This is a genomic window from Massilia sp. IC2-278 (assembly GCF_020708045.1).
Taxonomy (GTDB): domain Bacteria; phylum Pseudomonadota; class Gammaproteobacteria; order Burkholderiales; family Burkholderiaceae_D; genus Telluria.
The window spans coordinates 435,859-459,592 of sequence record NZ_JAJFES010000001.1; the positions used below are offsets into that span (position 1 = coordinate 435,859).

The 23,734-nt window shown below is 68.0% G+C and carries 20 protein-coding genes; 15 read left to right on the top strand and 5 right to left on the bottom strand.

Annotated elements, in window-relative coordinates; translation table 11 throughout:
• Nucleotides 1-2: 2 nt before the first annotated feature.
• Both LK540_RS01950 and LK540_RS01955 read left to right on the top strand, forming a co-directional pair.
• Nucleotides 3-1,172, top strand: coding sequence for an acyl-CoA dehydrogenase family protein (locus tag LK540_RS01950; protein WP_229435344.1), 1,170 nt, complete (start codon nt 3-5; stop codon nt 1,170-1,172).
• Nucleotides 1,169-1,636 (top strand): MaoC family dehydratase, encoded by a 468-nt coding sequence (locus LK540_RS01955; RefSeq protein ID WP_229435345.1) that lies wholly within the window; start codon nt 1,169-1,171, stop codon nt 1,634-1,636. Before LK540_RS01950 ends, LK540_RS01955 begins: the two co-directional genes overlap by 4 nt.
• Nucleotides 1,637-1,994: 358 nt before the next feature.
• On the opposite strand, the gene LK540_RS01960 is transcribed toward LK540_RS01955, so the two are convergent.
• The 5 genes from LK540_RS01960 to LK540_RS01980 form a co-directional block, all read right to left on the bottom strand.
• The gene (locus tag LK540_RS01960; protein ID WP_229435346.1) at nt 1,995-2,918 is read right to left on the bottom strand and encodes a diguanylate cyclase; all 924 of its coding nucleotides are present in this window, start codon (nt 2,916-2,918) and stop codon (nt 1,995-1,997) included.
• The gene (locus LK540_RS01965) at nt 2,915-7,480 is read right to left on the bottom strand and encodes a PAS domain-containing protein (protein WP_229435347.1); all 4,566 of its coding nucleotides are present in this window, start codon (nt 7,478-7,480) and stop codon (nt 2,915-2,917) included. Before LK540_RS01965 ends, LK540_RS01960 begins: the two co-directional genes overlap by 4 nt.
• Nucleotides 7,481-7,624: 144 nt before the next feature.
• Nucleotides 7,625-8,842 (bottom strand): acyl-CoA dehydrogenase family protein, encoded by a 1,218-nt coding sequence (locus LK540_RS01970; protein WP_229435348.1) that lies wholly within the window; start codon nt 8,840-8,842, stop codon nt 7,625-7,627.
• A 9-nt stretch (nt 8,843-8,851) separates the two neighbouring features.
• Nucleotides 8,852-9,910, bottom strand: a complete 1,059-nt coding sequence (locus LK540_RS01975) for a phosphotransferase (RefSeq protein ID WP_229435909.1) — start codon at nt 9,908-9,910, stop codon at nt 8,852-8,854.
• A gap of 121 nt (nt 9,911-10,031) precedes the next feature.
• Nucleotides 10,032-10,736, bottom strand: coding sequence for a histidine phosphatase family protein (locus tag LK540_RS01980; RefSeq protein WP_229435349.1), 705 nt, complete (start codon nt 10,734-10,736; stop codon nt 10,032-10,034).
• 402 nt (nt 10,737-11,138) lie between these two features.
• Between LK540_RS01980 and LK540_RS01985 the strand changes: the two genes are divergently transcribed.
• From LK540_RS01985 to LK540_RS02045, 13 genes are all read left to right on the top strand, one after another.
• Nucleotides 11,139-12,842, top strand: a complete 1,704-nt coding sequence (locus tag LK540_RS01985) for a GspE/PulE family protein (protein ID WP_229435350.1) — start codon at nt 11,139-11,141, stop codon at nt 12,840-12,842.
• 1 nt (nt 12,843) lies between these two features.
• Nucleotides 12,844-14,085 carry a type II secretion system F family protein gene (locus LK540_RS01990; RefSeq protein WP_229435351.1) on the top strand — a complete coding sequence of 414 codons (1,242 nt, stop codon included), beginning with the start codon at nt 12,844-12,846 and terminating at the stop codon, nt 14,083-14,085.
• Nucleotides 14,082-14,651 (top strand): type II secretion system protein, encoded by a 570-nt coding sequence (locus tag LK540_RS01995; RefSeq protein ID WP_229435352.1) that lies wholly within the window; start codon nt 14,082-14,084, stop codon nt 14,649-14,651. The genes LK540_RS01990 and LK540_RS01995 overlap by 4 nt, the downstream gene beginning before the upstream one ends.
• A 52-nt stretch (nt 14,652-14,703) precedes the next feature.
• The gene (locus tag LK540_RS25285) at nt 14,704-15,231 is read left to right on the top strand and encodes a type II secretion system protein (protein WP_307729144.1); all 528 of its coding nucleotides are present in this window, start codon (nt 14,704-14,706) and stop codon (nt 15,229-15,231) included.
• A 21-nt stretch (nt 15,232-15,252) separates the two neighbouring features.
• The gene (locus tag LK540_RS02005) at nt 15,253-15,822 is read left to right on the top strand and encodes a type II secretion system protein (RefSeq protein ID WP_229435353.1); all 570 of its coding nucleotides are present in this window, start codon (nt 15,253-15,255) and stop codon (nt 15,820-15,822) included.
• Nucleotides 15,812-16,414 (top strand): prepilin-type N-terminal cleavage/methylation domain-containing protein, encoded by a 603-nt coding sequence (locus LK540_RS02010; protein WP_229435354.1) that lies wholly within the window; start codon nt 15,812-15,814, stop codon nt 16,412-16,414. The genes LK540_RS02005 and LK540_RS02010 overlap by 11 nt, the downstream gene beginning before the upstream one ends.
• Nucleotides 16,414-17,286 (top strand): type II secretion system protein, encoded by an 873-nt coding sequence (locus LK540_RS02015; protein WP_229435355.1) that lies wholly within the window; start codon nt 16,414-16,416, stop codon nt 17,284-17,286. The genes LK540_RS02010 and LK540_RS02015 overlap by 1 nt, the downstream gene beginning before the upstream one ends.
• Nucleotides 17,283-17,762, top strand: coding sequence for an agglutinin biogenesis protein MshP (locus LK540_RS02020; RefSeq protein WP_229435356.1), 480 nt, complete (start codon nt 17,283-17,285; stop codon nt 17,760-17,762). Before LK540_RS02015 ends, LK540_RS02020 begins: the two co-directional genes overlap by 4 nt.
• On the top strand, nt 17,759-20,890 hold the full coding sequence (locus LK540_RS02025) for a DUF6701 domain-containing protein (protein ID WP_229435357.1): 3,132 nt from the start codon (nt 17,759-17,761) through the stop codon (nt 20,888-20,890). The genes LK540_RS02020 and LK540_RS02025 overlap by 4 nt, the downstream gene beginning before the upstream one ends.
• A 140-nt stretch (nt 20,891-21,030) precedes the next feature.
• A complete protein-coding gene (gene pilM, locus LK540_RS02030) occupies nt 21,031-21,972 on the top strand; it encodes a type IV pilus biogenesis protein PilM (RefSeq protein WP_229435358.1) in 942 nt (313 codons plus the stop codon).
• On the top strand, nt 21,969-22,628 hold the full coding sequence (locus LK540_RS02035; protein ID WP_229435359.1) for a PilN domain-containing protein: 660 nt from the start codon (nt 21,969-21,971) through the stop codon (nt 22,626-22,628). Before pilM ends, LK540_RS02035 begins: the two co-directional genes overlap by 4 nt.
• On the top strand, nt 22,625-23,353 hold the full coding sequence (locus LK540_RS02040; protein WP_229435360.1) for a hypothetical protein: 729 nt from the start codon (nt 22,625-22,627) through the stop codon (nt 23,351-23,353). Before LK540_RS02035 ends, LK540_RS02040 begins: the two co-directional genes overlap by 4 nt.
• Nucleotides 23,338-23,730 carry a hypothetical protein gene (locus tag LK540_RS02045; RefSeq protein ID WP_229435361.1) on the top strand — a complete coding sequence of 131 codons (393 nt, stop codon included), beginning with the start codon at nt 23,338-23,340 and terminating at the stop codon, nt 23,728-23,730. Before LK540_RS02040 ends, LK540_RS02045 begins: the two co-directional genes overlap by 16 nt.
• Nucleotides 23,731-23,734 lie beyond the last annotated feature (4 nt).

Consider the following 23,734-nt stretch of genomic DNA (forward strand, 5'->3'; position numbering starts at 1 on the left):
ACATGGACTTCAATTTCAATCCCGAGCAGACCCAGTTCGCCGACGCCCTGAAGCGCTGGATCGCGCGCGACTACAACTTCGAGGCGCGCCGGGCCATCATCCACTCCGAGGCCGGCGTGTCGGATGCCGCCTGGGCCACCCTGGCCGAACTCGGCATGACGGCGCTGCCGGTGCCGGAAGCGCAGGGCGGCTTTGCCGGCAGCGCCGTCGACATGTTCGTGGTGATGCAGGAGCTGGGCCGCGGCCTGGTGGTCGAACCGTATTTCGCCACCGTCCTTGGCGCCGAGTTCCTGCGCCTGGGCGGCGGGCACGCCGCGCTGCTGGAACAGGTGGCAAGCGGCGAGCTGAAACTGGCCTGCGCACTGGGCGAGCGCCAGTCGCGCCACGACATGCGCGATATCGCCATGCAGGCCATGGTCGATGGCGACGGCTACGTCCTGAACGGCGAAAAGAAAGTCGTGCTGCATGGCGCGCAAGCCGGCATGCTGGTGGTCTCGGCGCGCATGACGGGTGAACGGTACGGAGAGCAGCGCGCCGAGGAAGGCATCAGCCTGTTCGTGGTACCGGTGGACGCGGCCGGCGTGCGCATCGCCGGCTACCGCACCCTGGACGGCCTGCGCGCCGCCGATGTCGTGTTCGACAAGGTGCGTGTGGATGCCGGCGCCGTCATCGGCACGCCGGGCGCGGGCTGGCCCATCCTCGACGCCGCCCTCGACTACGGCGCCGGCCTGCTGTGCGCGGAAGCCGTCGGCGCCATGGAAGCCATTTTCGAGGCCACGCTCGACTACCTGAAGACGCGCCAGCAGTTCGGCGCCCCGATCGGCAAGTTCCAGGCCCTCCAGCACCGCATGGCCGACATGTATATTCACCTGGAGCAGGCGCGTTCGATGGCGCTGCTGGCCGCGGTCAGGCTGGGTTCCGGCGATGCCAATGAGCGGCGCTGCGCCGTCTCGGCCGCCAAGTACCGCATCAATTTGGCCGCGCGCTTTATCGGCCAGCAGGCGGTACAGCTGCACGGCGGCATGGGCGTGACCGACGAACTGCCGGCCGCGCATTACTTCAAGCGCCTGGCCAGCATCGAGCTGACACTCGGCGACGCCGACCACCACCTGGCGCGCTTCATCGCCCAGCCGGGCTTCAGCGACGACACGACCGAAGGAGCGGCAGCATGAGGACCGACCTGACAGGCGACTGGTATTTCGAAGATTTCACCCCGGGCCAGGAGATCGAACTCGGCTCGCGCACCGTGAGCGAGGAAGAGATCATCGATTTCGCCCGCCAGTTCGATCCGCAGCCCTTCCACGTCGACCGCGAAGCGGCCAGCGGCTCGATCTACGGCGGCGTGATCGCCAGCGGCTGGCACACCTGCGCGATGATGATGCGCATGGTGGTCGACGGCATGCCTTTCGCCTCAACCAGCATGGGGTCGCCCGGCCTGGACGGCGTGCGCTGGCTGCTGCCGGTGCGCGCCGGCGACACCCTGTCGCTGCGCCACGTGACGAAACAGGTCAAGGCCTCGAACTCGAAGCCCGACCGCGGCGTGGTGTGGACCAGCTGGGTGGCCACCAACCAGCATGGCGAGACCGTGTGCACGATCGAGGGGATGGCGATGTTCAAGCGGCGGCCGGCGGGCTGACGGACCGCGGCCCGGGAATGCCGCTCGCTGGCGCGATCGAAGTCAGAAATGGGAACAGCGGTGTCGGACGCTTGAGCGCAGAGGCGAACGCCGCGTGTTGGCTACGGGGCGGTCAACGGGAGTGGATATGTCCGTAACCGCGTGGGTAGTGGGGCTGGCTAAATGCCAGTACCACAAAGTGCCCACCCTACGGACCCGGCCGCAGGCCCAGTGCGTGTTTCGGCCTGCGGCTGCTACCGTAGGGTGGGCCGGGCCGCGCTAGGCACTCCGTGCCCACGCGGTACGTGCGTGTCCGGTGGACGGCGGCCTGGAAATGTCGCTCGCTGGCCCGGTCGAAGTCAGGAACCAGAAAAGCGATTCAGGACGTAGCCGCTACCCGATACCGGTTCCTTCCCGCCGCCTTGGCCTCGTACAGCGCCGCATCCGCCGCGCGGATCAGCGCCGCGCTGGTCTGCCCCACGACCGGCACCACGGCCGCGATCCCCATGCTCGCGGTCAGCACCGGGCAGGTCGGCGAGGCGGCGTGCGGGATTGCCATGCCGGACAGCTCGGCCAGCAGGCGCTGGGCCACGCGCTCGGCGCCGGCGGCGTCGAGCTGGGGCAGCAGGATCGCGAATTCCTCGCCGCCGTAGCGCGCCACCAGGTCCTGGGCCCGGCCCGCGGTGCGCGCCATGGCGCGCGCCACCTGTTCCAGGCAGGCGTCGCCGGCCTGGTGGCCGTAGCGGTCGTTGTACATCTTGAAGTGGTCGATGTCGGCCAGGATCAGCGCCATCGGCAGCTGGGCGCGGTTGCAGCGGCGCCATTCGGACTCGATGCGCTGCGAAAACGCGCGCCGGTTCGCCACCCCGGTCAGGCTGTCGGTCAGGGTCAGGGCGCGCAGGGCGTCGGCCTGGCGCTTTACCGTCAACTGCGTGCGCACGCGGGCGCGCACCACCGCCGCGTTCACCGGTTTGCTGATGAAGTCGGCCGCGCCGGCCTCGAGGGCGCCGGTTTCGTCTTCCGGGCTGGAGAGGGCGGTCACGAAGATCACCGGGATGTCGCGCGTGGACATCTCGGCGCGCAGCGCGGCCAGCACGCGGTGGCCGTCCATGTCGGGCATCACGGCGTCGAGCAGGATCAGGTCCGGACGCTGGGCGCGCGCCAGATCGAGGGCCCTGGCGCCGTCCAGCGCAAACAGGACCTCGTGCTCGTCCTGCAGCGCGGCGTGCAGGATCTGGATATTTTCCATGGCGTCGTCGACAACCAGGATGCGCCCGTTCAGGGCCAGATCGGTCCAGCTCATGCGTCTCCTTTTGCGTCCAGTATAGCCTGCACCAGGCGCGCGGCCCGTTCGAAACGCAGCAGCCCGATCGCCTCGTCCAGCGCCGCCAGCTCGCCGGGCTCCAGCCGGTCCGCCAGGCCCGCGCGCAGCGCCGCAAAGGCGGCCATTGCCTTCATGTTGTTTTGCCCGAGCAGCTGGAGCAGGTCCGCCAGCGCCGCGTCCAGCGCCGCCCCGGGCAGCGCGGGATGGGCGTCCGGCCTGGCTTCGTGGCCGGCGTCATCGAGACAGTTCGCGCTGGCCAGCACGGTGTCCAGTGCGGCGTCGAGGGCGGCCAGGGGCGCGGCCGGGTCGGCGCCGTCGCGCAAGGCCTGTTCCAGCAGCCGGGCCTGGCCGGCAAGGGCGTCGGCGCCGAGGTTGGCGGCCACGCCGCGCAGGCGGTGCGCCAGCTGGCCGGCCTCGCCCTGCCTGCCGGATGCCAGCGCGGCGCGGATCGCGTCGCCGGCGCCGCCCTGGGTCTGGCCGAAGCGCCGCAATACCGAGGCAAAGGCGGCGAAGCTGCCGCCGAAGCGCGGTAGGACCGCGCGCAGGTCGATGCCCGCCAGTTCCGCTGCCGGAAGGGCGGCAGGAGCAGGAAGGGCAGGAGGGGCAAGTTCAGCGCCGCCTGCTGCCGCGCCGTCCGCGGCGCGGCCCGTCACGCGCAGCAGCGTGGCCACCAGCTCGTCGACGTCGATCGGCTTCGGCAGGTGGGCGTCCATGCCCGCCTCGAGCGCGCGCTGGCGGTCTTCCTCCATGGCGTTGGCGGTCATGGCGACGATCGGGAGGCCGGTGAGCCCGAGGGCGCGGATCGCGGCGCTGGCCTCGAAGCCGTTCATGACCGGCATCTGCAAGTCCATCAGCACGGCGTCGTAGCGCGCGCCGGCGGCCAGCCTGTCGACGGCGATGCGGCCGTTGGCGGCGGCATCGGCAATCGCGCCGGCATGGGCCAGCACGTGGTGCGCCACTTCCTGGTTGACCGGGTTGTCCTCGACCACCAGCACGCGCAGGCCGGCCAGGCGCGCCGCCAGCGGCGCCGGCGCAGGTGTGGAGACAGATGCGGGCACAGAGGCAGGCATCGATGCGGGCACAGGCACAGGCACAGGCGCGGATACAGGCGCGGCCACAGGTGCGGGCGCGCTGTCCGTGCCATCGCCGCTGCGCAGCACGGCCAGCACCTCGCGCAGGTCGGTGCGCGTAAACGGCTTGGCCAGCACCGGGTGCCCCAGGCCATCCTTGCCCGGATCGCCCGAGAGCAGGGCCGCCGGCGGCAGCGTGCAGCCGCTTGCGGCCGCCTCGGCGCGGGCATAGGCGAGCAGGGTGGCGCCGTCGAGGTCCGGCAGGGCGGCGTCGATAAAGGCGAGGTCGAAGCGCGGCGCTTCGCGCAGCAGGGCCAGGGCCTCGATACCGCCGGCCGCGCGCGCCACGTCCCAGCCGAAGCCGGCCAGCTGGGCCGCCAGGGCGGCGCCGGCCGTGTCGTTGGCGTCGGCGACCAGCACGCGCAAGGCGGCGCCGCAGGGCGCGGCCATCGGCTCGGCAATGCCGGCATCGAGCTCGAAGCTGAACAGGGCGCCGGCCCCGGGGCTGCTCGCCAGGGACAGTTCGCCGCCCATCATGGCCACCAGGCGGCGCGCGATCGACAGCCCGAGGCCGGCGCCGCCGTACTTGCGGCTGGTCGAGCTGTCGCCCTGGGTGAAGGGTTCGAAGATCTCGCGCTGCACGCCTTGCTCGATGCCGATGCCGGTGTCGCGCACGGCAAAGCGCAGGCGCAGGCAGTCGTCCTGGCGGTGCACGATCTCGACCGCGAGCACGACTTCGCCGCGCTCGGTGAATTTCACGGCATTCCCGACCAGGTTCAGCAGGATCTGCTCGAGGCGCATCGGGTCGCCCAGCAACTGCTCGGGCATGCCGGGCGCCACCGCGAACACTGGCTCGACGCCCTTGCTCCAGGCCTGCGGCGCGGCCAGCAGGGCGAGGTTCTGCAGCGTGCTGTCGAGGCGGAAGGGCAGGTGTTCCAGCGGCAGCGCGCCGGACTCGATGCGGGCATAGTCGAGCAGATCGCTCAGCAGGGCCAGCAGCGACTTCGAGGCGGCCGTGATGTGGGCCACATGGCCGCGCTCGCGTGCGCCCAGCGGTGCTTCTTCCAGCACGCGCGCCAGGCCCATGATGGCGTTCAGCGGCGTGCGGATTTCGTGGCTCATGTTGCCGAGGAATTCGGTCTTGGCGCGGCTGGCGCCCTCGGCCTGGCGCAGGGCCAGCACCAGGCGGCTCTCGGTGTGCTTCAGGTCGGTCACGTTCATGTGCAGCTTGTAGGCGCCGCGCACGCGGCCGTCGGCGTCGAAGTCGGGCAGGTAGCTGCCCCAGACGTGGATCGCCTCGCGCTGCGGCTGGCCTGCCGGCGTCGGCAGTTCGCACTCGAAGCGCTGCGGCTGCCCGGCCAGCACGCCGTCGAGGTAGGGTGCGAAGCAGGCCATGTGCTCGGGCGCGATGAGGTCGGCGGCGTGGCGGCCGATGGCCTGTTCTTCCGTGCATCCCAGCCAGTCCAGGCAGGGCCGGTTGGCGAAGCGCAGGCGCGCGTCGGCGTCCCAGTAGCTGACCAGGGCCGGCAAATTGTCGGTGACGGTGCGGATGAACTGCTCGCGCTCGCGTAGCTGGGCGCTCGTTGCGCGCAGGGCGGCATCGGCGGCCACGCGGGCGCTGATGTCGCGGATCGTCACCTGCATGATGCCGCGCCCGCCGACGTCGAGGGCGGTGAGCTTGACGTCGGCGTGGAAGTTGCTGCCGTCGCGGCGCCGGTGAACCCATTCGAACTGCGTGCCGCCCTTGTCGAGCGCCTGGCGCATCAGCTCCAGGGCCATGTCCTCGGACCGGCGCCCGTTCGGCTGGAATTCGGGCGAGGCGCCGGCCGGCGACAGGTCCATGAATTCCTCGACCGTCGCGTAGCCGAACAGGCTGGCGGCGGCCGCATTCGCGCTGATGAAGTTGGCGTTGTAGGCGAGCAGGGCCTGGGCGTCGCCGGAGGCTTCGAACAGCACCCGGAACATCTCTTCGTTGTCGCGGTTGCGCCGCTCCAGCAGCTTGCGTTCGGTGATGTCGATCACCACCGCATTGATGCCGACCAGTTCGTGCGCCGCGCCGAAGACCGGGTAATAGCTGGTCAGCCAGGAGCGCGTCGCGCCGGGATGGGCCGGCACCTCGCCGCTGGTCTCGATGTCGCGCAGCGGGCGCAGGGTTTCGCGCACGCGGCGGTAGGCTTCCTCGAACTCGAGGCCGATCTCGCCCAGCAGCTCGGGCAGGGTGTGGCCGATGTGGTCGGCCGCCGGCACCGCGTTGATCGAGGCCAGGTGCTCGTTGATCATCACGAAGCGCAGGTCGCGGTCGAGGAAGCACAGGCCCACCGGCGCGGTGGCGTATACGGTTTCCACCCGCGCCTTCAGGCGCTGCAGCTCGACGGTGCGGTCGGTCACCGCCTGTTCCAGGTCGCTGCGGTAGCGCAGCAGTTCGCCTTCGACCTGGCGCAGCGCGTCGCTCACCACCGCGGTTTCGCGGATCGTGGGCGCGGCCAGGCGCAGCGGCTCGCCGCGCCCCAGGGCCGCCGCCGGCCCGCTCAGCCCGCGAACCGAGCGCGCGATCGAGCCGCCGATGGCCCAGGCCAGCAGCACCCCGAGCGACAGCAGGGCCAGCGAGATGGTGACCGTGGCCGGCAGGGTGCTGCCCAGCAGCTCGCGCGCGGCATTGTCGGGATAGCTGACCGCTACTGTCCAGCCATGCTGGTCGGATTTCGAATACACCGAGTACCAGTCCGGCTCGCCCTCGCGCCCGGCCAGCTTGACCGCGCCCTCGGGGCCGTGGCCGATTGCCGCCGCCAGTGCCGCGTTCATGCGCCCGCCCAGGTAGCGCGCGTGGTCGATGTTGCGCGCCACCACCAGGCCCCCGGTGTCGAAGACTTCCGCCACCCAGCCTTCCGGCAGTTGCTGGGCGGCCAGCAGATCGGCGATGCGGCGCGGGCGGATCTGGGCCGACAGCACGTACTGCACCTTGCCGGCGCGCCAGACCGGCACCTCGGTCGAGACCACCGGCGACTGGCCCACGCCCGGGCTGTACAGGCTGGAGGTGACGGCGTCGCCGCGGTCGAGCACCTTGCGGATCGCGGCCAGGTTGGCCTGCGGCGGGCGCGGGCCGAAGGGCTGGCGCGTGCTCAGCAGCGCCTGGCCGTCGGCGCCGGCCAGGACAAAGGCGATCACGGGGAATTCCGGGCGCAGCAGTTCGCGCGCATGCGCGTGGAAGGCACCCAGGGTCTCGGGCGCCAGGGTCGGCCAGGCCGCCGCCACCCGCGCGGCCGAGCCGGCGCTGTCGAGCTCGCGGTCCAGGGCCGCGGTGAGGACCCGCGCCACGGTGGCGGCGTCGCGCGCAACGTGCACGCGCTCGCGCTGGCCGGCATCGTACACGAACGCGATGTAGCCCAGCACGAGCGGCAGGACACAGGCGAGTACGAGGGCGATCAGCTTCGAGCGGATCGAAGGCAGGGCGTGACTGGAAAAGGGGAACAAGCGGCCATCCGGGTTGAGGCGGCACGGTGTGCCGCTTCCTCGCATGGTAGCCGAGCCTTTACTGCTGAGGCAATAAAGTTGCCCTTAGGAAACTGCTATCGTGACGGGAATGTCGCCATCAGGCAACAACCATTGTCACAAAAGTTATGCGTACCGGGCCAGCTCCAGCTTGGCGATTGCATTCCGGTGTACTTCGTCCGGGCCGTCGGCCAGGCGCAGCGTGCGGTTGCCGGCCCATTGGTAGGCGAGCGGGAAGTCGTCGGACACGCCGCCGGCGCCGTGGGCCTGGATCGCCCAGTCCAGCACCTGCTGGGCCACGTTCGGACCGAGCACCTTGATCATGGCGATCTCGGCCTGGGCCCCCTTGTTGCCGACCTTGTCCATCATCCAGGCCGCCTTCAGGGTCAGCAGGCGCGCAGTGTCGATGCGGATGCGCGACTCGGCGATGCGCTCGCGCCACACGCCCTGTTCCGAAATCTTGCGGCCGAAAGCGACGCGGCTGTCGAGGCGCCTGACCATCAGTTCCAGCGCGCGCTCGGCCACGCCGATCGAACGCATGCAGTGGTGGATGCGGCCCGGCCCCAGGCGGCCCTGGGCGATCTCGAAGCCGCGGCCTTCGCCGAGCAGCATGTTCGAAGCCGGGACGCGCACGTTCTCGAAGGTGATCTCGCAGTGGCCGTGCGGGGCGTCGTCGTAGCCGAATACCGGCAGCGGGCGCTTGATGGTCACGCCCGGGGTATCGGCCGGGACCAGGATCATCGACTGCTGCTGGTGGCGCGCCGCGTTCGGGTCGTTCTTGCCCATCACGATGAAGATCTGGCAGCGCGGGTCGCCCGCGCCGGAAATCCACCATTTGTGGCCGTTGATGACATATTCCTCGCCGTCGCGTTCGATGCGGGTGGCGATGTTGGTCGCGTCCGAGGAAGCGACGTCCGGTTCGGTCATGGCAAAGGCCGAGCGCATCTCGCCGCGCAGCAGCGGTTCCAGCCAGCGCGCCTTGTGTTCCTCGGTGCCGTAGCGTTCCAGGGTTTCCATGTTGCCGGTGTCGGGCGCCGAGCAATTGAACACTTCCGGCGCCCAGGACACGCGGCCCATGATTTCGCACAGCGGGGCGTAGTCGAGGTTGGACAGGCCTTCCGGTGCGCGCGGCGACTTCGGCAGGAACAGATTCCACAGGCCCTGTGTGCGCGCCAGCGGCTTCAGGCGTTCGATGAGGTCAAGCGGCACCCAGCGGTTGCCGGCGGCCCCGTTACGGTCGACTTCTTCCTTGTAGGCTTTTTCGTTCGGGTAGATATGCTCGTCCATGAAGGCGAGCAGGCGGGTCTGCAGTTCCTTGCAGCGGTCGGAATAATCGAAATCCATGGGGCTCTCTCAGTTGTTGGACGACGGGCGGTTCGCGAATTGCCAGGCCATCTCGGCCATGGGACGGGCGGCTTTGCCGTTCTGCAGCGCCTGCGCGCTCGATGCGGTGCCGTCGACGTAGCGCTTCATGATCCCCTGCATGATGCCGGCCAGGCGGAACATGTTGTAGGCGAGATAGAAATTGAAATCCTCGGGGCGGATGGTCTTGCCGGTGCGCTCGCAATAGCGGCGCACATAGTCTTCCAGGCTCGGGATGCCGAGTTCTTCCAGGTCGAGGCCCGCGATGCCGCGGAATTTACCGGGCTGGATGTGCCAGCTCATGCAGTGATAAGAAAAGTCCGCCAGCGGATGACCAAGGGTCGAGAGTTCCCAGTCGAGCACGGCCAGGATGCGCGGCTCGGTCGGGTGGAAGATCAGGTTATCCAGGCGGAAGTCGCCGTGGACGATGGACGTGTCTTCGCCGGGCGGGATGTTTTGCGGCAGCCATTCGATCAGGCGGTCCATGGCCTCGATCGGTTCCGTGACCGAGGCTTGGTATTGCCTGGTCCAGCGCTCGATCTGGCGCGCAAAGTAATTGCCGGGCTTGCCATAGTCGGCCAGGCCGATCGCGGCGTAGTCGATCGTGTGCAGCTGGGCAATCACGCGGTTCATTTCGTCGTAGATGGCACCGCGTTCTTCCTTCGACATGCCGGGCAGCGACTGCTCCCACAGCACCCGGCCTTCGACGCATTCCATCAGGAAGAAGGCACGGCCGATCACGGATTCGTCGGTGCAGAGCACGATCTGGCGCGGCACCGGGAAGCCGGCGCCATGCAGGGCCTGCATCACGCGGAATTCGCGGTCGATGGCGTGGGCGGAAGGCAGCAGCTTGGCGGCCGGGCCGGGCTTGGTGCGCAGTACATATTGTTGGCCGCCGGCGCGTAGTTTAAAAGTCGGGTTCGATTGCCCGCCCTTGAACTGCTCGACCTCGAGCGGGCCGTCCGGGAAGCCCGGGGCGTGTGCGCGCAGCCAGGCGGCCAGCGCGTCGACATCGAATTTCTGGCCATCGGACACCGGCTTGGTGCCCATCATTTCTTCGTACACTGGCGTCTCCTCCTGTGTTGTTGTCGGGTGATTCTAGCCGATGAAATGCACGATCGTGCTATTTGTTTTGTTATTTTTTCACGTGTTTTGCCAGGCGAACCGAACCTTACCGGGCGCGCCCGTATTGCATGAACAGCTGTTCCATCGTGGTCAGGCGTGAACCGAGTTGGAGCGGGGCGGGCGGCACGTGGTTCACGAAGCGCACCACCCAGTCGGCGCGGTCCTGGCCTACGTCAAGCGCGTTGATGCAGCCGGCCGTTTGCGCCAGGCCGCCCAGGAACAGGCGCTGGCCGGTGAGGGCGAGCGAGAGGATGGCGCAGTTGACGCCGCCGTGCAGGACGAGCAGCACGGTGTCCCAGTCCGGGTCTTCGCGCAGCCTGTCGATGGCGGGGTGGACGCGGTCCATCATCTCGCCGACCGATTCGCCGCCGAGGAAGCGCTGTTCGGGATTCACCAGGCCTTCGAAGACGCCGGTAAAGGCGCGCTTCAGGTCCGCAGATGGGATGGTGGAAAGGCGGCCGCCCTTGATCTCGTGGAGTTCGGGCCAGACGTCGAGGGCGATGTCTTGTCCAGTGACGGCGAGCACGCGTTCGGCGGTTTCGACGGTGCGGGGCAGGCCGGAGACGATCACGCGGTCGAAGTGGACGTCGGCGGCGGCAAAGGCGGCGCCGGCGGCATCGGCCTGGGAACGGCCTTCGTCGTTGAGGGGGACCTGCTCGGGCAGGACCGGTTTGCCGGCAGCGTCGAAGTAGGTGACGCTGCCGTGGCGCATCAGGAAAATGCGGCGGCGCGCATTGGTGGGTTCTGGCATCTGCAACTCCATGGATTGAATCGACGGACGTGGCGCATGAAAACGTACGGTGGGCACCCCGTGCCCACGCGGTTACGTGCTCATGCGTGCACCGCTGGCCGTGATGACTCGCCCACAAACATCCAGCCCGGACACGGCATCGTCCGTTGCACGCGTTTCGAGCGACGCCTCACGGCAGCGGACTGCGGAGCAACACGTAACCGCGTGGGCACGGCGTGCCCACCGTACGGTCGAGGCCGCAGGCCGGATGATACGGACCGGACCACGCATCTCTTGCTTATCTTACACGCATCAAACCGCTGAGCGAGGCATCCGGGCCACAGAAATAAATTCCATCGGTAAATATTGTCCGGTTCTGCCTTAGAATAACTCCCCATTTCCAGATCAATCGCAAGGGGTGACATGGCAAGGCCGGAAAAGATTCGACTCGGTGAAGTGCTGATCCAGCAGAAGCTGTTGTCGGAAGAGCAGTTGAACCAGGCGCTGGCCGACCAGAAGCGTACCGGACGCAAGCTGGGCCGGGTGTTCGTCGAGAACGGTTTCGTGACCGAGGAACAGATTTCCGGCGCCCTGGCGCGCCAGCTGGACATTCCCTACATCAACCTGAAGTTCTACAACATCAGCGACCAGCTGGTGCGCCTGTTGCCAGAAACGGCCGCGCGCCGCTTCCGTGCGCTGGTGCTGGAAGACCGTCCGAACACGGTGCTGGTCGGCGTGTCCGACCCGACCGACCTGTTCGCCTACGACGAGATCGCGCGCCTGCTGAAGAAGGGTGTGGAGCTGGCCGTGGTCAACGAGACCGAGGTCCTGCACACGATCGACCGCATCTACCGCCGCACCGGCGAGATCAGCGACTTCGCGCGCGAGGTCGAGGCCGACGTCGCCGAGACCTTCGTCGACTTCGGCGCCATGACCGCGAATACCGGGCTGGAAGAAGCGCCGGTGGTCAAGCTCCTGCAATCGGTGTTCGACGACGCCGCCCAGGTGCGCGCCTCGGACATCCACATCGAGCCGCAGGAAGGGCGCCTGCAGATCCGCTTCCGCATCGACGGCGTGCTGCACCTGCAGACCGAGGCCGACATCAAGATCGCCACCCCGCTGGCGCTGCGCCTGAAACTGATGGCCGACCTGGATATCTCGGAAAAGCGCCTGCCGCAGGATGGCCGCTTTGCCATGAAGGTGAAGAACCAGCGCATCGACGTGCGTATCTCGACCATGCCAACCCAGTACGGCGAATCGGTGGTCATGCGTCTGCTGAACCAGGCCGGCAACACCCTGCGCCTGGAATCGATCGGCATGCCGAGGAAGATGCTGGAGCGCTTCCGCGCCGTGGTGCAGCGCCCGAACGGCCTGGTGCTGGTGACCGGGCCCACGGGTAGCGGCAAGACCACGACGCTGTACAGCGCGCTGGCCGAACTGAATTCGGTGGAAAAGAAGCTGATCACCGTCGAGGACCCGGTCGAATACCGCCTGCAGGGCATCAACCAGGTGCAGGTGAACGAGAAGATCGAACTGAGTTTCGCGCGCGTGCTGCGTTCGGCCCTGCGGCAAGACCCGGACATCGTGCTGGTCGGCGAGATGCGCGACCAGGAAACCGCCCAGATCGGCCTGCGCGCCGCCATGACGGGCCACCTGGTGCTCTCGACCCTGCACACCAACGATGCCGCCAGCACCCCGCTGCGCCTGATGGACATGGGCGTGCCGCGCTACATGGTGGGCGGTTCGCTGCAGGCCGTGCTGGCCCAGCGCCTGGTGCGCGTGATCTGCGAAAGCTGCAGCACGCCCTACGCGCCGACCCCGGCCGAGCGCACCTGGCTGCGCCCGGAACTGGGCGATTTCGCCGAGCAGGCCCAGTTCTTCCACGGCAAAGGCTGCCCGCACTGCAACGGCACCGGCTACCGCGGACGCACCGGCGTCTACGAACTGCTGGAGATGACGCGCGCCGTGACCGATGCCGCGAACCACCCCGATCCGGCCCACTTCCTGAAGGTGGCGCATGCCGAGATGGCCGGTGAAACCCTGCGCCGCCACGGCGTGCAGCTGGCGGTGCAGGGCCGCACCACGGTGGCCGAGGCGATGCGCATCAGTAACCAGCTGGAGGATTGAGTTGCCCTTCTATGCCTACAAGGGCCGCAACACACGCGGCGAGCTGATGCAGGGCGTGCTGGAAGCGGCCGACAGCGGCGCCGTGGCCGACCAGCTGTTCGGCACCGGCGTCACGCCGGTCGAGATCGTGCCCACCACGCGCAAGGCCACGAGCAACAGCGGCGCCCCGGATTCCTGGTGGGGCCGCCTGCGCGAAAAGCCTGTGGGCTCGATGGACGTGCAGCTGTTCAGCCGCCAGATGCACACGCTGCTGAAATCTGGCGTGCCGATCATGCGCGGCCTGGGCGGCCTGCAGGAATCGTCCACCAGCCCCGCCTTCGGGCGCGTGATCAAGGACCTGCGCGAGTCGCTCGACTCGGGGCGCGAGCTGTCCGCCGCCATGCGGCGCCACCCGGAAGCGTTTTCCACCTTCTACCTGTCGATGGTGCGCGTGGGCGAAATGACCGGGCGCCTGGAAGAAGTCTTCCTGCGCCTGTTCGACCACCTCGAATTCGACCGCGACATGAAGGACCGCGTGAAGACGGCGCTGCGCTACCCGAGCTTCGTCGTGATCGCCATGGTGATCGCGATGATTATCGTGAACGTGTTCGTGATCCCGGCCTTTGCCAAGGTGTTCGAGAGCCTGCACACCGAGCTGCCGCTGATGACGCGCATCCTGATGGCGACCTCGCGCTTCACGCTCGACTACTGGCCGCTGCTGCTGGCAATCGCCATCGGCGGCTTCTTCGGTTTCCGCGCCTGGGCCGGCTCGGTTAAAGGGCGCTACGACTGGGACCGTTACAAGCTGCGCCTGCCGATCGCCGGCAAGATCATCCATAAATCGACGATGTCGCGCTTTGCGCGCAGCTTTTCGCTGTCGATGCGCTCGGGCGTGCCGGTGGTGCAGGCCCTGACCGTGGTGGCCCAGACCGCCGACAACGCCTATCTTGCCGCACGCATCGAGCAGATGCGCGACGGCGTGGAACGCGGCGAAAGCATCCTGCGCACCTCGACTGCCGCCAACGTGTTCACGCCCATCGTGCTGCAGATGATCGCGGTCGGCGAAGAAACCGGCTCGCTCGACGACCTGATGGACGAGATCGCGCTGATGTACGAGCGCGAGGTTGACTACGAACTGAAGACGCTGTCGGCCCAGATCGAGCCGATCCTGATCACCTTCCTCGGCGTGATGGTCCTGATCATGGCACTCGGGATCTTCCTGCCGATCTGGGACCTGGGCCAGGCGGCCCTGCACCGGCAATGAGCGCACGACGGCACAGCGGCACGGCGCAGGCGTGGCGGGCGGGCGCAGTGGGCACGGTGAGCGGATTTGCGATGCTGGAACTGGCGGTCGTCGCCGTCGTGTTCAGCCTGGTGGCCGGTGTCTTGCTGAATCGCCTCGTTCCGTATGTGGGCGAATCCGAGTACGTTGCGGCGAAACAACTCATCGGTTCGCTGCGGACGGGCCTGGCTGTGCGCTCGGCGCGGGCGATATCGCAGGGCGGGCAGGGCGCTTTATTGGCGGTCGCACAAGAAAACCCCATGGATTGGTTGGCAGATCGACCAAAAAACTACCTCGGTGAATATTATTCTCCCAACGAATCCGAACTTCGGAAGGGGAATTGGTACTTCGATAAGGCAAATTCGACCCTGGTTTACCTATCGGCATCATCAAAAAGTTTTTCTGCTGAAACACCGAAATTTCTCAGGTTCAAGGTAGAATTGCTTCGCGTGCCCAATCCGGTTAAACCAGAAATACGGAGCGAGGTCACCGAAGGCCTGGACCTGGTCGAAATCGACAGCCAGCCGGCCGCTGCAGCAATGAATTAAGCAGCTTTATACCAGCGGTTCCCCCGCACATTTTTTAACTCGGAGAAACGTAATGAACAAGAGCATCAAATCGGCCCAAGGCGGCTTCACCCTGATCGAACTGATCGTCGTGATCGTCATTCTTGGCATCCTGGCTGCCACCGCACTGCCGCGCTTCACCAACCTGAGCGGCGATGCCCGCCTGGCCAGCCTGAACGCCGCAAAGGGTGCCCTGGCCGCAACTGCCGCCATGACGCATGGCCGTCACCTGCTGACTCCGAACGCTATCCAGAACGTCGAAGGCGCTTCCGTGTCGATGGATATGAACTCGGGCTACCCGGCCATCGTCAACGCCGCCGGCACGCAAGCCACTGACGGCCTGATGCAAGCCGCCGGCCTGTCGACCGACTACACCGTGTACACGGTCGGCGCCGCGACCGACAAGCGTCCGGTGGTGGCGACCGGTTCGATCGCGATCGTCCCGAACAGCTTCAAGGACAGCGCTACCGCCGTCAAATGCTACGTGACCTACACGCCTGCCACCGCTGTCAACACGGCGCCGACCATTGCTGTCGTCGGCAGCGTCAACGACTGCCAGTAATCCCTGCATAAAGTGGCTGGCGTGCACGTCGAATTGAACCGCGCATCCAGTCACGGCCGCTTCCGCACCCGCCAGTTCTACCAAGGCTTCACCATGGTGGAACTCATCATCGTGATCGTCCTCGTCGGCATCCTGTCGGCGCTGGCGATCACGCGCTTTTTCGACCGCACGGTCTACGATACCGAAACCGCCACCGAGCAGCTGCGCAACATCCTGCGCTACGGCCAGAAGACCGCCATCGCCCAGCACCGCAACGTGTTCGTGGTCCTCGGCCCGAACAGCGCCGGCCTCTGCTTCGCCAACGAGAATCCCTGCAGCGTGCCGAACCAGGTCCTGGCTCCCGCGGGCCAGAACAGCGATTCGGCCGCCACCCGCGCCGCCTGCAATTCGCGCACCTGGATGTGCGAAGGACGGCCCGCCAATATCACGGCCGGGGCCAACCCCGCCATCACCTTCTTCGGCTTCAATTCGCTCGGCCAGCCGTTCAACAACCCGAACGCGGCGGCCTTTGGCGGCCTGACCTTCACGCTGTCCGGCGGCGGCAACACCCGTACCGTCAGCGTCGCCCCGGAGACCGGCTATGTCTTCTGAGGCGCGGTTCCCGCGCCGCCAGCGTGGCGTGACCATGATCGAGCTGATCATGTTCATCGTGATCGTCTCGGTGGCGCTGGCCAGCATCATCGCCGTCATGCGCATCACCACCGCCAACAGCGCCGACCCGCTGCGTCGCAAGCAGGCGCTGATGATCGCCGAGGGCCTGCTGGAAGAAGTGCGTTCGGCCGGCTTCACGCTGTGCGACCCGAGTTCGGCCGACTTCGATACCCAGACCGATCCGACCCAGTGCGCCGTGCGCGAGAACTGGGGGCAGGTGGCGCCGGAACCCGTGAATCCGCGTCCCTTCGACAACGTCAACGACTACGTGACCGCGCCGAACGTGGCGACCAACGCCTTCAACAATGCGGCCGGCGTGCTGACCGACGTCTCGGGCCAGCCGATCGGCGTCGACGGCTACACCGCCACGCTCACCGTCTCGCCGGCCCAGCTGGGCGGCTACGGGGTTGCCAGCGGCACGGCCGCCAACACGCCGGTGCTGCGCATCCGCGTCACCGTCGCCTTCGGCGGCGATGCGCCGGTGGTGCTGGACGCCTACCGCATGCGCTATGCGCGCCCGGGGTTCCAGTGATGCGCCGCACGCTCACCCTTGCCGCCCAGCGCGGCTTCACCCTGGTCGAGGCGATCATGGTGATCGTCATCATCGGCATCCTGGGTGCGATCGTCGCGGTCTTCATCCGCGCCCCGATCCAGGGCTACGTCGATGCCGTGGCGCGCGCCGAGGCCACCGACGAAGCCGACCTGGCGCTGCGCCGCATGGCGCGCGACATCCGCTTGGCGCTGCCGAACAGCGTGCGCGTGAACGCGGCCGGCAGCGCCATCGAATTCCTGCTCACCCGCACCGGCGGGCGCTACCTGGCGGCCGAGGACGAGGCGCAGAGCGGCACGCCGCTGTCGTTCACCGACACGAGTGCGGCCGGCCGCAGCTTTACCGTCGTCGGGCGCCTGGCGGCGAACATCGAGCGCGGCAACCAGATCGCCGTGTTCAACCTCGGCCTGCCCGGCGCCGACGCCTACGAAAACCCGAGTCCGACCCTGTCGGTGGTGGCAATTGGCGCCGCCGCCGGCGCCGAGAATGCCCTGGTTACGCTGGAGAGAAACCGCTTCGCCGACCAGCCGGCGCCGATGCCGTCGCCGGACGCGCGCTTCCAGGTGGTGGAGGGGCCGGTGTCCTACGTATGCGAGGCGGCGCCGGGCGGCGGCTTCATGCTGCGCCGCTATGCCGGGTATGCGATCAATGCCGCCATGACGGTGCCGCCCGCCGGCGTCCAGCCCGCGATGCTGGCGGCGCGCGTGGCCACTTGCGCCAATCTGTTCCGCAACGAAACCGCCGCCTCCAGCCGCGCCGGCCTGGTGGTGATGTCGCTGTCGCTGCGCACCCGTAACATCGCCGACCCCGCCGTGCGCCTCGTGCACCAGGTCCGCGTGGACAATACGCCATGATGCAGCAAACGATGCCTGTTCCTTCGCGCCGCGGCGCCGCCGGCGCCGGTCTCGTGACCGCGATCTTCCTGCTGGTGGTGCTGGCCGGCCTGGCCACGGCCATGGTCTCGATCTTCGGCGCCCAGCGCCAGTCCGGCGCGCTCGACGAGCAGGGCGCGCGCGCCTACCAGGCCGCCCGCGCCGGCGTGGAATGGGCCGTGTTCCGGCGCTCCACCGAAGGCGCCGCCTATTGCCCGCCCGGCAGCGCAGCCGCCAGCCGCACCGATTCGTTCGCGCTGCCGGCCGGCTCGACCATGGCCGGCTTCGTGGTGACCGTGGTCTGCACCATGACGCCGGGGCCGGTCTCGGACAATCCGAACATCGACCTGAGCCGCTGGACCATCCGCGCCACCGCCTGCACTACGGGCGGCAATGCCTGCCCGGCCCCGACCAACAGCCGCGACTACGTCGAGCGCGTGATCGAGGTGCAGCTGTGAGCGCGGTGCGGGCTGGCCTGCTGCGCCTGCTGGCCATGCTCGTCATGCTGCTGGCCATGCTGGCTCCGGCGCGCGCGGACACGGCGATGGCGCTGACCCAGACCTTTAACGGCGCCATCAATTTCACCGGCACCCAGGCCACGATCCGTTCCAACAGCAACAGCAGGGATGCCTGCTCGGTGTATGGCTCGACCACCAACCGCAGCGCCACGCTGACCATGCCGTCCGGCGCCACGGTGCTGTCGGCCCAGCTCTACTGGGCCGGTTCCGGCAACAGCGCCGACAACAGCGTCGTCCTGGAGGGCAAGACGGTCACCGCGACGCGCAAGTATTCGTCGGCCACGGTCGGCAACGGCCTGAATTTCTTCGGCGGTGCGGCCGACGTCACCGACATCGTCAAGGCCAAGGGCAGCGGCAGCTATACCTTCTCCGGCCTGACGGTATCGACCGGCAGCCCCTGGTGCGCGTCGCAGGCCGTGCTGGGCGGCTTTTCGCTGCTGGTGGTGTATGGGCATCCGAGCGAGGACGAGCGCATCCTGAACCTGTACGAAGGCTTCCGCTACCTGCAGAACAGCGAGTACACGGTTACGGCGACCAACTTCCGCTGGCCCACGCCGTGGCTGCCGACGCGCGAAAAGGCGCGCATCGGCTACATCAGCTGGGAGGGCGACGCCAGCCTGCTGTCCGACGGCGAGGCCCTGATCTTCGAAGGCAAGGAGCTGAGCGACGACATGAACCCGGCCGGCAACCAGTTCAACTCGAAGAGCAGCGTCAACCGTGACGCCAACTCCTACGGCATCGACTTCGACGTCTACGATACCGAGGTGGTGCAGTGGATCTTCTACGCGCCCACCGTGACCACCACCTACCGCGCCGGCCAGGACCTGGTGCTGCTGAACGCCGAGATCCTGGTGGTGCCGACGCTGCCGGTGTCCGATTTGTCGATCGCGATGACGCGCGCCGCCGGTGCGCTGCAGGTCGGCGGCAAGGCCACCTACACGCTTCAGGTGACGAACAACGGCCCCTACACCGAGGCCGGGCCGGTGACGGTGGTCGACACCCTGCCGGCCGGCATGAGCTACGTGTCCGCCACCGGCACCAACTGGACCTGCTCGAACAGCGGCCAGGTCGTGACCTGTACCTATAAAGCCTCGATGGGGCCGAACACGAATGCGGCGCCGCTGGTCCTGACGGCGAGCGTGACCCAGGCCGGCAGCCTGACCAACACCGCCCAGGTGACCGGCACCTCGGACAACAACGCCAACAACAATACCGCCAGCGATACCGCGACCGCCACCGCGCCGACGGTATCGGCTTCGGGCTACCGCTTTACCTCAAAGCCGTGCGACGCGAACGCGATCATCGATACCCCGGCCTGCCCCTTGTACGACGCGACGATGACGGGCGGCGCCAGCGCCGCCATCTACGTGACGGCGGTGAGCGGCAATAAGGCGATCGCCCTCAGCAGCACCCAGGAAACGACGGTGCCGATGCAGTTCAGCCTGAGCTGCCTGGACCCGGCGACCGGCACGGTGGGCGCCAGCTATGCCGGCGCCACGCTGCCCGTGTGTACGCCAAACGGGGCGGTGCCGTCTGCCACGGCGGCTTCTTCCTGGTCGAGTTCGGTCAACATGAAGTTCGCGTCAGGCAAGGCATCCGCTGCCATCAACACGGCCGGCGCCGCCATCCCGCCGCAGGCCGTGTTCGGCTATGCCGACGTCGGCAGCGTGCAGCTGAACCTGCTGGCCGCAGGCAAGACGGCGGCCACGGAGTCGTTCGTGGCGCGGCCCCTGCGCGTGGAGACCCGTAACATCACCAACGCTGCCGGCGGCGCCAATCCGAAGGTGAACAATCCCGACGGGACGGGCTTTGCCAAGGCGGGTGAAGACTTCAATGTCGAGGTCGTGGCCTTGCTCGCTGACGGCAAGACCCTGGCGCCGAGCTTTGGCAAGGAAAAGACAGTGCCGCAGCTGAACTTCAGCCACACCACGGCGGCCGTTGCCTCGGCGCCCATGGCCGATGCCGGCAAGCTCGCTTGGTCGAACCAGTCAAAAAACGGCAACGTGTTCTCGGCCCAGCTGAACTACAGCGAAGTGGGCGCCATCAACCTGGAGCCGGGACTTACCGATTACCTGGGCAGCGGCGCGGTCGGCGGCACACCGGTCGTGGTCGGCCGCTTCTATCCGGCCTACTACACCACCACCGTGACGACGCCGCTGGCCTGCCAGGCGGCGATGAACTGCGAGGCGGCGCCAAGCCCGGTGAATGGGGCTGCCTACTCGGGGCAAAACTTCGATGTCGAGGTCAAGGCCTTCAACGCCATCGGCGAGGGCCAGCCGCTGAAGAACTTCACTGGCGCCTGGCGCAAGCCCGTCACGCTGAGCGCAGCGGCGGCAAAGGGCGGCGCGGCAGCCGTCGGCGGCACCCTCGCGGCGATTGCCACCAGCCCCAACCCGAGCGACGCCACGCTGCTGGCGTCGCCGACCTACACGCTGGCGGTGCCCTTCGACGCCGACAAGCCGGCCAGCACGGCCTGGAGCGCGCCGACGGCGGTCTACCTGCGCGCCGAATCGCAGGAGCAGGTAGCCGGCTACGCCACGGCGCAGACGGTGTCGTCGAAGCGTCCGCCGGCGATCCAGTCCGAGGAAGATGGCCTGATGATCATCAACGGCCGCCTGAACGTCGGCAGCGCCCAGGGCGCGAATACCCAGCGCACGCCGCTCAGCCTGCAGGCCCAGTACTGGACCGGCAGCGCCTGGATCAACCACAGCTGGGCCGACGAGGCGGTGCCGCCGCCGGTGAGCATCGCACCGGGCGACGCCGTCTATACCTCGTGCCGGCGCAACCTGAACCGCACCACGGTCGAACCCGCCAGGGATGCCCAGAACGTCGACAACTGCCGCACCGGCAACGCCGGCATCGTGAAGGCCGGCTCGTCCCAGGCCATTACCCTCGGTAACCGCGGCGCCGGTACCTTCTGGCTGGCCGCGCCCGGCGCCACCAACGTGGGCAGCGTGCTGGTGCAGATGAAGTCGCCGTCCTGGCTGCCGAGCACGCGCGGGCGCGTCAGCTTTGCCACGACCCGGACGTCGACGATCTACCTGCGCGAGTTGTATGGCGTGCAGTAAGCGGGTAAAGACGTGACGCAGGAAGGCAGGGCGGCGATTAATTTGTATCGCTTTGTTTCCGTACTTGAATATAATCAAGCCTTTATTGGCGACACCTTCGGCAACACCTGAAGCCAGTGTCAACATCGAACCGGACCCGCATGCGTTTTTTTAGAAGAGCAAAGAAAAGAGAAGGGTGGCTGGCGATCAGCCTGCAGCGCGACGGCATTGCCGCCGTCAGCATGCAGACCGCGCCGGACATCCGTCCGCAAGTGCGCCAGGCGGTGTTTTACCAGGGTAAGGTCACGCCGGAGCTGCTGGAAAAGCTGGGCCGCGACCTGCACGCCAACGCCTACCAGTGCAGCACCGTGCTCGCGGCCGGCGAATACCAGATGCTGGCGGTCGACGCGCCCAACGTGGCGGCCGACGAACTGAAGACGGCGGTGCGCTGGCGCCTGAAGGACATGCTCGACTTCCACATCGACGACGCCACCATCGACGTGCTCGACCTGCCGGTCGACGCCGGTGCCGCTACCCGCGCCCAGCACTCGATGTTCGCCGTCGCCGCGCGCAACAGCATCATCGAAGGGCGCCAGAAACTGTTCAGCGGTGCGAAGATCGACATGGCCGTGATCGACATTCCCGAAATGGCGCAGCGGAACATCGCGAAGATGGTCGAGCCGGCGGGCCGCGGCGTTGCCATGCTCTCGTTCGGCGAAGACGGCGGCCTGCTGACCGTGTCGTACAAGGGCGAGCTGTACCTGACGCGCCGCATCGACATCGCGCTCGAACAACTGCTCGATGCCGACCACGACCGCAAGCACGCCGGCTTCGACCGCATCACGCTGGAACTGCAACGCTCGCTCGACAACTTCGAGCGCCAGTATTCCTTCATCAGCGTGGCCAAGCTGGTGCTGGCCCCCTCCAGCGTGACCGGGCTCGAAGAATACCTGTCGAGCAACCTCTACATGCCGGTCGATACCCTCGACCTGGCCGCGCTCTTCGACTTCGCGCGCGCGCCGGAACTGGCCGACAAGGCCCTGCAGCAGCGCTTCCTGGTGCCGCTCGGCGCGGCCCTGCGCCATGAGGAGACGGTGCTGTGAGCCAGCAGATCAACCTGTTCAATCCGATCTTCCTGCAGCAGAAGAAGATCTTCTCGACCCGCACCATGGCCCAGGCCCTGGGCGTGCTGGTGCTCGGCGTGGTGGCGATGGGGCTGTACGGCAGTGCGCGCGTGTCGGCGCTGCAGAAGCAGGCCGACGCCGGCGCCGTCCAGCTGCAGGCGCGCCAGGCGCGGCTGCTGGCCGTGAACGCGGAATTCCCGCCGCGCCAGAAAGACCCGGCCCTGGTCGAGGCGGTGCAGGAAGCCGAGCGCCAGCTCGCCACCCTGCGCGAGGTGTCCGGCGTGCTGCAGGGCGGGGAGCTGGGCAACACGCGCGGCTATGCGGAATACTTCCGCGCGCTGGCGCGCCAGCACGTGGACGGCCTGTGGCTGACCGGGCTGACGATCACCGGCGCCGGCACCGACATCGGCGTGCGCGGCCGCGCCCTCGATCCGGAAAGCGTGCCGGGCTTCCTGACCCGCCTGACGCGCGAGCCGGTCATGCAGGGCAAGGGCTTCGGCAGCCTGCAGATTTCGGAAGGGGCGCGCGAGCCGCAGGCCGGGGCGCCGGCGTCCGCAGTATCTGCAGCACCTGCCGGCCCGGCCCCCTACGTCGAATTCAGCCTGCAATCGAACACCGAGGCGCCGCGCACATGAAACAACAATGGATCAAGCTGGCCACGCGCGTCGATGCCCTCAGCCTGCGCGAGCGCATCATGGTGTTCGCGGCCTGCGCCGCCGCCATCGTCTTCCTGATGCACTTCTTCGCGCTCGGCCCGCAGCTGCGCAAGCAGGACGCGCTGAACGCCCAGATCACCCAGCAGCAGAACAACATCGAAGGCATCGACAACGAGATCCGCGCGCGCGTGGAAGCGGCCCAGAACGACCCGGACGCGGCGGTGCGCACCCGCCTGGCCGCGGTGCGCCGGGAAACCGAGGAACTCAGCGGGCAGCTGCGCGCGATGCAGAACGGCCTGGTGGCGCCCGAGCGCATGGCGCCGCTGCTCGACAGCATCCTGCGCGCGAACGGCCGCCTGACCCTGGTGTCGGTGCGCACGCTGCCGGTGGAATCGGTGCTCGAAGCGGGCCGCCGCGCGGCAGGCTCGGCGCCCAATGCGGCCCCGGCCCCGGCCCCGGCCCCGGCGCCGGCTGCCCAGGCTCAAGCCGAGCCCGGCAGCGCCGGCCTGCTCTACCGCCATGGCGTGGAAATCACCGTGCGCGGCAATTACCTCGACATGATCGCCTACATGAACGCGCTGGAAGGCTTGCCGACCCAGCTGTTCTGGGGCCGCGCGCAACTCGAGGCGGAAACCTGGCCGGCCTCGCGCCTGACGCTGACCCTGTACACCCTGAGCCTGGACCGCAAATGGATGAAGCTATGAAGCGCGCCTGTCTCGCCGTGTTCGCGCTGGCGGCGGCTGCCTCCTGCCTGCCGGCCGCCGCGCAAGCCCTGCGCGACCCGACCCGGCCGCCGGCCGTCCTGGTTCCGGGCGGCGCCGGCACACGCGCGGCAGCTCCGGCATCAAGCGGGCCGCAGCTGCAATCGATCCTGATCGCGCGCCAGCCCGGCGGGCGCCACGTGGCCGTGATCGACGGCGAGACGGTGCGTCTCGGCGACAGCTACAGGGGCGCGCGCGTGGCGCGCATGACCCCGAACGAAGTCGAGCTGGTGCGCGGGAGCGAACGTCGCGTGCTGAAACTGAATGCGCCTGGAAACGCGCTGCCGGCCGGCGGCATCGAACGCGCCCGCAAGGACTGAAACC